Origin of the sequence: Streptomyces thermovulgaris, assembly GCF_002155915.1 — a bacterium.
GTDB lineage: Bacteria > Actinomycetota > Actinomycetes > Streptomycetales > Streptomycetaceae > Streptomyces > Streptomyces thermovulgaris.
In genome coordinates this window covers 1-9,232 of record NZ_MUME01000418.1, presented here as the reverse complement: position 1 = coordinate 9,232, position 9,232 = coordinate 1, and the positions used below count along the sequence as shown (strand labels likewise).

The following is a 9,232-nucleotide window of genomic DNA, read 5'->3' as shown; positions in this document are numbered from 1 at the left end:
CACCGGGGCCGGGCGGCCGGCGGGGGGACGGAAGACAGGGCGGCGCAGGGCAGGACGACGGAAGATGGGGGGACGGAGAAGAAATCGCGGAGAGGCTGTCGGCCATGCCGGGTGCAACCGTCGGGCGCGCACGGAAGTCACGATGAGTGCCAGGGGGTGTGCCCCAAGTGGCGAATCGAGGGCGCGAGGGAGCAAGGAGGGAGCGCAAGGATGTTCGCCCGTAGCTGAGGGAATGGGCGCGCGCGGCATGGACTGTCGGTGCGTGCGGGTAAGACATGCCTAGTGGGAGGGGTCGACGCGCAGGCGGCACCCGGGCAGCCGAGTCTCACGTTCGCCATCGGCGTAGTGGCGACTGGGGTATCTGCCTGGCCTGCGGGAACATCGTCTCGCACCATCGGGTTGGAACGGATGTCGGCAGTCGAGGTCAGGAGGCCAAGGACGGTGTCGGCAGTTGGAATGAGCGGTCCCCGCTTGCGGGACTAAGCTGCGGAAGGACAGGGAGGGGAAGTACCCCCCACTGCCTGACCGCTCTGAGGAGCGATTAACGATGTTCGAGAGGTTCACCGACCGCGCGCGGCGGGTTGTCGTCCTGGCTCAGGAAGAAGCCCGGATGCTCAACCACAACTACATCGGCACCGAGCACATTCTCCTGGGCTTGATCCACGAGGGTGAGGGTGTCGCCGCCAAGGCCCTTGAGAGCCTCGGGATTTCGCTCGAGGCGGTCCGCCAGCAGGTGGAAGAGATCATCGGCCAGGGCCAGCAGGCGCCGTCGGGTCACATTCCCTTCACCCCCCGTGCCAAGAAGGTCCTGGAGCTGTCGCTCCGCGAGGCTCTTCAGCTGGGCCACAACTACATCGGCACGGAGCACATCCTGCTCGGCCTGATCCGCGAGGGCGAGGGCGTCGCCGCCCAGGTCCTGGTGAAGCTGGGCGCCGACCTCAACCGGGTGCGGCAGCAGGTGATCCAGCTGCTCTCCGGTTACCAGGGCAAGGAGACCGCCACGGCCGGCGGGCCTGCCGAGGGCACGCCCTCGACGTCCCTGGTCCTCGACCAGTTCGGCCGGAACCTCACCCAGGCCGCTCGAGAGGGCAAGCTCGACCCGGTCATCGGGCGCGAGAAGGAGATCGAGCGGGTCATGCAGGTGCTGTCCCGCCGGACCAAGAACAACCCGGTGCTGATCGGTGAGCCCGGCGTCGGCAAGACCGCCGTCGTCGAGGGGCTGGCCCAGGCCATCGTCAAGGGCGAGGTGCCCGAGACCCTCAAGGACAAGCACCTCTACACCCTGGACCTCGGTGCCCTGGTCGCCGGCTCCCGTTACCGCGGTGACTTCGAGGAGCGCCTGAAGAAGGTGCTCAAGGAGATCCGCACCCGCGGCGACATCATCCTGTTCATCGACGAGCTGCACACGCTGGTGGGTGCGGGCGCCGCCGAGGGCGCCATCGACGCGGCGAGCATCCTCAAGCCGATGCTGGCCCGCGGCGAGCTGCAGACCATCGGCGCGACCACCCTGGACGAGTACCGCAAGCACCTGGAGAAGGACGCGGCCCTGGAGCGCCGCTTCCAGCCCATCCAGGTCGCCGAGCCGTCCCTGCCGCACACGATCGAGATCCTCAAGGGCCTGCGCGATCGGTACGAGGCGCACCACCGCGTCTCCATCACCGACGAGGCGCTGGTCCAGGCCGCCACTCTGGCCGACCGGTACATCTCGGACCGCTTCCTGCCGGACAAGGCGATCGACCTGATCGACGAGGCCGGCTCCCGGATGCGCATCCGCCGGATGACCGCGCCGCCGGACCTGCGCGAGTTCGACGAGAAGATCGCCGCCGTCCGCCGGGACAAGGAGTCCGCGATCGACTCGCAGGACTTCGAGAAGGCCGCTGCCCTGCGCGACAAGGAGAAGCAGCTCCTGGCCGCCAAGGCCAAGCGGGAGAAGGAGTGGAAGGCCGGCGACATGGACGTCGTCGCCGAGGTCGACGGCGACCTGATCGCCGAGGTCCTCGCCACGGCCACCGGCATCCCGGTCTTCAAGCTGACCGAGGAGGAGTCCAGCCGCCTGCTCCGCATGGAGGAGGAGCTGCACAAGCGGGTCATCGGCCAGGACGACGCCGTCAAGGCGCTGTCCCGGGCGATCCGGCGTACGCGTGCGGGTCTGAAGGACCCCAAGCGCCCCGGCGGCTCGTTCATCTTCGCCGGCCCGTCCGGTGTCGGTAAGACCGAGCTGTCCAAGGCGCTGGCGGAGTTCCTCTTCGGCGACGAGGACGCGCTGATCTCCCTCGACATGTCGGAGTTCAGCGAGAAGCACACGGTCTCCCGCCTCTTCGGCTCGCCCCCCGGCTACGTGGGCTACGAGGAGGGCGGTCAGCTGACGGAGAAGGTGCGCCGCAAGCCGTTCTCGGTCGTCCTGTTCGACGAGGTCGAGAAGGCCCACCCGGACATCTTCAACTCGCTGCTGCAGATCCTGGAGGACGGTCGCCTGACCGACTCCCAGGGCCGGGTCGTGGACTTCAAGAACACGGTCATCATCATGACCACCAACCTCGGCACCCGGGACATCTCCAAGGGCTTCAACCTGGGCTTCGCCGCCCAGGGCGACACGAAGACCAACTACGAGCGGATGAAGAACAAGGTGTCGGACGAGCTCAAGCAGCACTTCCGGCCCGAGTTCCTCAACCGTGTCGACGACGTGGTCGTCTTCCCGCAGCTGACGCAGGAGGACATCCTGCGGATCGTCGACCTGATGATCAGCAAGGTGGACGAGCGCCTGAAGGACCGGGACATGGGCATCGAGCTCTCCCAGTCCGCCAAGGAGCTGCTGGCCAAGAAGGGCTACGACCCCGTTCTGGGCGCCCGGCCGCTGCGCCGGACGATCCAGCGCGAGATCGAGGACGCGCTCTCCGAGAAGATCCTCTTCGGCGAGCTGCGCCCCGGTCACATCGTGGTCGTGGACACCGAGGGCGAGGGAGAGGACCAGGTCTTCACCTTCCGCGGCGAGGAGAAGTCGGCGCTGCCGGACGTCCCGCCGATCGAGCAGGCGGCCGGCGGAGCCGGGCCGAACCTGAGCAAGGACGTGTAAGGCCGCCGCGGCCGTCCTGGACCGCACAGGACCGACAAAGGGGCTGCCCCGGGACTTCGAGTCCCGGGGCAGCCCCTTTGTGCGCCTCGTGCGCCGCGCCGGGCCGGTCAGGACAACTGGCCGTCGTAGTCCGGCAGCTTGAAGGTCCTCTCGGCGTGCCCGCCGGACAGGTCGGACGGGCTGTTGCCGATGTTCGCGATGATCGTGTAGCCCTTGGCCTCGATGGCGGCGCGCTGGGCGGTCTTGTAGTCGGCGACGTCCTTGAACAGGTCGAGCAGGCCGCGGACGTGGAGGCCGTCGACGCGGTAGCCCTCGTGCGTGAGGTTGAACCGCGTCACGTCCTTGAGGATGCCCGGGCGGGCCGTGACGAAGAACAGGGAGACACCGTTCTCCTGGGCGTACTGGGCGGCCTTCAGCACGGGCTTGTTGGCGGGCTGGGGGAAGCTGAAGCCGAAGTCGGTCTCCAGGGCCGTGTTGTCGATGTCGAGCACGATGGCCTGCTTCTCGCCCGGTCTGCTGTTCGCGATCCGCTGCCGCAGATAGGGCATGGCCTCGTCCATCACGGCCTGGCAGTCCCGCTGCCAGGTGTCGTAGTCGACCTTCTCCGCCGCGGCCGTGGCGGCGGCCGTGGCCGTCGCCGTGGTGCCCGTGGCGGAGACCGGAGTGTTCGTCGCGGCCTGGGCGCCGGCGGGGACGGCGAACACCGTGGCGGCGACCGTGGCGAGGACGGTCAGGCGGGCGCGGCGCGTCCAGGTGCCTGTGGTCATGGGGGTCCTCTCGCGTCCGTGACACTGGTTTGTTGTGTACATGGGTTTGTTGTGTACATGATGCTCACGGAGCGGGGTGGCGAGAGGGGAACCGAGAAATTACCAGAAAGTAACTCCGCTGAGACCGGCACCACATGAAGCCGGTCACAGGAAAAGGAGGCAGAATTCCGCCTTTTGGTGACAAGGCGCACAGAGGGTTTGTCCCGGTACTAGGACATTTAGTACGGAGTGGCGATCGAGAAATCGGACAATTCGGGCGATGGGGCAGGCCGTCATGGGCCCTCTACAGGGCATTTGTCCCAAATGGGCTGGTCGTCAAGAGACGTACGCCACTGCCCGCTCTTACTACTTTGCCTCGTAGTGAGGGTGTTTGAGCGTCGATGAGCGGCGGGGTTACCAAGGGATCGCCGCCCGGCGAGGCCAGCTCTTCCTCCGGGTGGTTTCCCCGTCCCCCACCCCCAGAGGTTTCGATGTTCCAGCGCGCCACGTTCCGTTCCGCCCGTCCGGCCAAGCTCCGCACCCGTGCCGCCCTCCTGGCGGCCGGCCTGGGAGTCTCGGTCGCCCTGGGTGCGGGTGCGGGTGCAGCGTCCGCCGCCGGGACCACGGCGGCTCCCGCCGCCGTCTCCGCCAAGTCGGCTGCCACCTGGGTCACCCCGGTGAAGAACTACAAGCTCACCGCCGGCTTCAACCAGAACGGTGCTCGCTGGGCGAACAAGCACAGCGGTCAGGACTTCGCCGTGCCGGTCGGCACCCCGGTTCTCGCCGCGAGCGCCGGCACCGTCGTCAAGGCCGGCCCCAACGGTGCCGGTGACGGCCCCGCCTACGGCAACGCCGTCGTCCTCAAGCACGCCAACGGGAAGTACTCCCAGTACGCGCACCTCTCCCGCATCGATGTGAAGATCGGCCAGAAGGTCGCCGCGGGCCAGCGCATCGCCCTGTCCGGCAACACCGGCAACTCCACCGGTCCGCACCTGCACTTCGAGATCCGTACCACCCCGAACTACGGCTCCGCGGTCAACCCGCTGGCCTACCTGCGGCCCTGAGACACCGCCCGCCCGGCTCCGATCGCCGCACCGTGCCGCCGCCCGCTGGAATCAGCGGGCGGCGGTGGTGTGTCAGGACGCGTGCGCGTCCCGGTGCGCCTGGGTCACCAGGTCGACGGCGACCTCGAGCGCGGCCTTGCGCCGTTCCTCGAGGTCGCCTCCGAGGTCCTGCATGAGGAACATCCCGGCGTGCAGCGTCAGGAGGGCGGTGAAGCAGCGGACCTGGTCGGTCATGGTCGCGTCCGGGTCGACGATGATGTCCTTCAGGCCGCGCATCCGCTGCTTGAAGGTCTCCCCGATGCGCAGCTCCCGGACCGTCGCCTGGTTCTCCTGCATGAAGCGGAACAGCGGCGCGGCCCCGGCGAGCGCCTGGTCGTAGCGCCGGACGATCTCCTGCTTGGTCTCCAGCGTGTGCGGCTGCCGCCGGCCCCACTCGATCAGCTCCTCCATCGGCCGTGTGAGGCTCTCGAAGAGGCTGACGAGGATCTCCTCCTTCGTCTTGAAGTGGTAGTACAGGGCCGCCTTGGTGACGCCCAGGCGCTCGGCGATCTCCCGCAGGGAGGTCTTCTCGTAGCCCTGCTCGGCGAAGAGTTCCAGCGCCACGTCCAGGATGCGCTGGCGGGTGTCTCCGCGGCGCCGCTGCTTGGTGCCGTCCATGGTGGGGCTCATCCTCGTACTCCTCGCGCTCACTGAGAACCTACCTGGCGGCCGGCCGCCGAAACTTACTTGACGACCGGCTAGTGGCGGTCCTACTTTTTCGGAGTGTAATCAACTTGCCGGTCGGCAAGTAAGTGGCAATCGGATGGGGGAGCAGTACACATGGCGGACACCGTGGCGGCCGGGCCGGACACCGGCCGGAGCGGCATACGACCCAGGAGCGTGCGGGTCGTCCTGCTCGCACTCATGATCGCGATGATGCTCGCGATGCTGGACAACATGATCGTGGGCACCGCGATGCCCACGATCGTCGGTGAGCTCGGGGGGCTCGAGCACCTGTCATGGGTGGTCACCGCCTACACCCTCGCGACCGCCGCGGCCACACCGCTGTGGGGCAAGCTCGGCGACATGTACGGGCGCAAGGGCGTCTTCCTGACCTCGATCGTGATCTTCCTGATCGGCTCCGCGCTGAGCGGCATGGCGCAGACCATGGGGCAGCTGATCGGCTTCCGCGCCGTCCAGGGCCTGGGCGCCGGCGGCCTGATGGTCGGGGTGATGGCCATCATCGGCGACCTGGTCCCGCCCCGTGAGCGCGGCAGGTACCAGGGCATGATGGCCGGCGTGATGGCGCTGGCGATGATCGGCGGTCCGCTGGTCGGCGGCACGATCACGGACAACTGGGGCTGGCGCTGGGCCTTCTACATCAACCTTCCCCTCGGCGTGGTGGCGCTCGTCGCGCTCAGCGCCGTACTGCACCTGCCGAAGAGGCGGGCGCAGGCGCGGATCGACTACCTGGGCGCCGTGCTGCTGACCGTCGGCATCAGCGCCGTCGTGCTCGTCACCACCTGGGGCGGCACGGAGTACGCCTGGACCTCCGCACGGATCGTGCAGCTCGCCGTGATCGGCGTCGTCGCGCTCACCGGATTCGTGTTCTGGCAGACCAGGGCGGCCGAGCCGGTCATGCCGCTGCACATCTTCCGCAACCGCAACTTCAGCCTGATGACGCTGGTCGGCTTCATCACCGGCTTCGTGATGTTCGGCGCGGTGCTCTTCCTGCCGCTCTACCAGCAGGCGGTGCAGGGCGCCTCCGCGACCAACTCCGGTCTGCTGCTCCTGCCGCTGCTCGGCGCGACGATGGTCGTGTCGCTGATCGCCGGCCGGATCACCACCAGCAGCGGCCGGTACAAGGTCTTCCCGATCCTCGGCAGCGCGCTGATGGCCGCCGGGCTGTACCTGCTGTCCCTGATGGACACCGGCACCACCCGTCTCACCTCCGGCCTGTACATGGCCGTCCTCGGCGCCGGCATGGGCTGCCTGATGCAGATCACCATGCTGGTCGCGCAGAACAGCGTGGAGATGAAGGACATGGGCGTGGCCTCCTCCACCGTCACCCTGTTCCGTACGCTCGGCTCCTCCTTCGGCGTCGCGATCATGGGCGCGCTGTTCAACGACCGCGTCCAGCACGAGATGGCCGGGCGGGGAGGCGCCGTGGGCTCGAGGATCACCGAGCACTCCGCGCAGCTGGACGCGGCGAGCCTGGCCAGGCTGCCGGAGCAGGTCCGGGAGGCCTACCAGCACGCGGTGTCCTCCGGTACGCACTCGGCGTTCCTGCTGGGCGCCGTGGTGGCGGTCGTCGCGCTCGTCGCCGCGGTGTTCGTCAAGGAGGTCCCGCTGAAGGGAGCGGGACCGGCGCAGCAGGGCCAGGACGGCGGGCCCGGGGCGCAGGCGCAGGAGACCGTGACCCAGGCCGTCTGACCGTGCGCCGCCGCCACGGCCCGAAGGACACCTACCGCTCCCGGAGCAGGGGACGGCTCCCCGTGTCCGCCGGTGCGCGCTCCGGCAGCCACAGCACGGCGACCGCGCCCTCGGCCGGAACGTGGTCGGGGGCGCCCGCCGGGCGGACGTTGCGGAAGGTCAGCCGGGCGCCGAGGACACGGGCCTGGCCGGTGGCGATGGTCAGACCGAGGCCGTGGCCGTGCCCGGCGCGGTCCCTGCTGCCGGTGCGGAAGCGGCTCGGGCCCTCGGCGAGCAGCTCCTCGGGAAAGCCCGGCCCGTGGTCGCGCACCCGGACGACCCGGCCCTCCACGGTCACCTCGATCGGCGGCCTGCCGTGCCGGGCGGCGTTGGCGAGCAGATTGAACAGCACCCGCTCCAGACGCCGCGGATCGGTCGTCACCCTCGACTCGTGCACCACGCGCACCTCGACGTCCGGGTCCTTGGCCGCCACCCGCCGGGCGACGAACTCGCCCAGCAGGACGTCCTGCAGCTCGGCCCGCTCGGAGGCACCGTCGAGCCGGGCCACCTCCAGCACGTCCTCGACCAGGGTGCGCATGGCCCTCGCACGGTCCAGGACCAGCTCCGTCGGCCGGCCGGGCGGCAGCAGCTCGGCCGCCGTCAGCAGCCCGGTCACCGGAGTGCGCAGCTCGTGCGCGATGTCCGCCGTGACCCGGCGCTCCGCCTCCAGCCGCTGCTGCAGGGCGTCCGCCATCGCGTCCACCGCGCGCGCCAGGTCGTCGGTCTCGTCCCGTACGACACCGCCGATGGCGTCCTGCACCCGTACGTCCCGCGCGCCCTGGGCGACCTGGTTGGCCGCGGTCGCCGCCTTGCGCAGCCGGCGCGAGAGCCCGCCCCCGATCAGCACCCCCAGCGCGCTGCCGCCGAGCACGACCGCGATGGAGCCGATGACCAGCGCCTGGTCGAGGTCGTCGAGCATGTTCGCGCTGCGGTCGGTCACATGCGTGCGCAGGGACAGCACATGGCCGTCCGCGACCGGGACGGCCGCCCAGATGAGGGCCGGCCGGTCCCCGGGGTCGCTCACATACGTCGCCTGCCGGCCCTGCTCGACCATCCTTTGCAGCTCGGGCGGCAGCTCCGGGTCGTCGACCCGGACCCCGGGGAAGTTCGGCCGGCCCGACAGCTCGTAGCTCCGCTGGGCGATCCGGACCCGTTCGACGGCCAGGTCGCGCGCGTTGTCGAGCATCGACATCCGTGCGGCGTTGTGCACCACCAGGCTCAGCGCCAGCGCCACCAGCGCGCCGACCAGTGCGATCGCCGCGCTGAGCTTCCACCGCAGCCCCGTGCGGATCCCCGTGCGCCGTCCCGGGCGCCCTGGGCGAGCCAGGAGCGGACGCCGTGTGATTGCCCGCATGGCCGCTCCGCTCAGGCTTTCAGCTTGTAGCCGAAGCCGCGGACCGTCTCGATGCGGTTCTGGCCGATCTTCGTGCGCAGGCGCTGCACATGGACGTCGACCACGCGGGTGTCGCCGCCCCAGCCGTGACCCCACACCCGCTTCAGCAGCGTGTCACGGGACAGGACCGTGCCCGGTGCCGAGGAGAACTCGAGCAGCAGCCGCATCTCCGTGGGCGTGAGCGCCACCGGCCGGCCGGCCCGGTGCACCTCCATCCCCTCCGTGTCGACCTCCAGGTCGCCGAAGGTCAGCACCCCGCCGTTTTCCGCCGAGGGATCCCGGCCGTCCCGGGCGCCGGCGGCGTGCCCGAAGCGGCGCAGCACCGCGCGGATCCGGGCGACCAGCACGGCCCCGTCGAACGGCTTGGTCACATAGTCGTCGGCCCCCGCCTCCAGGCCCAGGACCACGTCGATCGGGTCGGCACGCGCGGACAGCATGATCACCGGCACCGTCGACTCGTCGCGGATGCGGCGGCACAGGCTGACGCCGCATCCGCGACGAGTCG

At 69.6% G+C, this 9,232-nt stretch carries 7 protein-coding genes; 3 read left to right on the top strand and 4 right to left on the bottom strand.

Annotated elements, in window-relative coordinates; translation table 11 throughout:
- Positions 1 to 547: 547 nt before the first annotated feature.
- A complete protein-coding gene (locus CCN35_RS25685) occupies positions 548 to 3,073 on the top strand; it encodes an ATP-dependent Clp protease ATP-binding subunit (protein ID WP_067393595.1) in 2,526 nt (841 codons plus the stop codon).
- Between the two features lie 107 nt (positions 3,074 to 3,180).
- Here the strand turns inward: CCN35_RS25685 and CCN35_RS25680 are convergent, their stop codons facing one another.
- A complete protein-coding gene (locus CCN35_RS25680) occupies positions 3,181 to 3,840 on the bottom strand; it encodes an HAD family acid phosphatase (protein ID WP_086794507.1) in 660 nt (219 codons plus the stop codon).
- 470 nt (positions 3,841 to 4,310) lie between these two features.
- On the opposite strand from CCN35_RS25680, the gene CCN35_RS25675 reads away from it, so the two are divergent.
- Positions 4,311 to 4,883, top strand: coding sequence for a M23 family metallopeptidase (locus tag CCN35_RS25675; protein WP_067393588.1), 573 nt, complete (start codon positions 4,311 to 4,313; stop codon positions 4,881 to 4,883).
- Between the two features lie 72 nt (positions 4,884 to 4,955).
- Here CCN35_RS25675 and CCN35_RS25670 read toward each other — a convergent pair whose 3' ends face one another.
- The gene (locus tag CCN35_RS25670) at positions 4,956 to 5,552 is read right to left on the bottom strand and encodes a TetR/AcrR family transcriptional regulator (protein WP_067393585.1); all 597 of its coding nucleotides are present in this window, start codon (positions 5,550 to 5,552) and stop codon (positions 4,956 to 4,958) included.
- Between the two features lie 150 nt (positions 5,553 to 5,702).
- On the opposite strand from CCN35_RS25670, the gene CCN35_RS25665 reads away from it, so the two are divergent.
- The gene (locus tag CCN35_RS25665) at positions 5,703 to 7,295 is read left to right on the top strand and encodes an MDR family MFS transporter (protein ID WP_067393582.1); all 1,593 of its coding nucleotides are present in this window, start codon (positions 5,703 to 5,705) and stop codon (positions 7,293 to 7,295) included.
- A 31-nt stretch (positions 7,296 to 7,326) separates the two neighbouring features.
- Here the strand turns inward: CCN35_RS25665 and cseC are convergent, their stop codons facing one another.
- Positions 7,327 to 8,688 carry a two-component system sensor histidine kinase CseC gene (gene cseC / locus CCN35_RS25660; protein WP_067393579.1) on the bottom strand — a complete coding sequence of 454 codons (1,362 nt, stop codon included), beginning with the start codon at positions 8,686 to 8,688 and terminating at the stop codon, positions 7,327 to 7,329.
- Positions 8,689 to 8,699: 11 nt separating this feature from the next.
- Positions 8,700 to 9,232: response regulator transcription factor (locus CCN35_RS25655; protein WP_107501097.1), on the bottom strand; the 533-nt coding region annotated here is incomplete at its 5' end.

What these genes read in the sequence shown, in the direction of transcription:
- CCN35_RS25665 (WP_067393582.1), top strand. Translation starts at nt 5,703, where the DNA reads ATGGCGGACACCGTGGCGGCCGGGCCGGACACCGGCCGGAGCGGCATA.
- CCN35_RS25685 (WP_067393595.1), top strand. Translation starts at nt 548, where the DNA reads ATGTTCGAGAGGTTCACCGACCGCGCGCGGCGGGTTGTCGTCCTGGCT.
- cseC (WP_067393579.1), bottom strand. Translation starts at nt 8,688, where the DNA reads ATGCGGGCAATCACACGGCGTCCGCTCCTGGCTCGCCCAGGGCGCCCG.
- CCN35_RS25670 (WP_067393585.1), bottom strand. Translation starts at nt 5,552, where the DNA reads ATGAGCCCCACCATGGACGGCACCAAGCAGCGGCGCCGCGGAGACACC.
- CCN35_RS25675 (WP_067393588.1), top strand. Translation starts at nt 4,311, where the DNA reads ATGTTCCAGCGCGCCACGTTCCGTTCCGCCCGTCCGGCCAAGCTCCGC.
- CCN35_RS25680 (WP_086794507.1), bottom strand. Translation starts at nt 3,840, where the DNA reads ATGACCACAGGCACCTGGACGCGCCGCGCCCGCCTGACCGTCCTCGCC.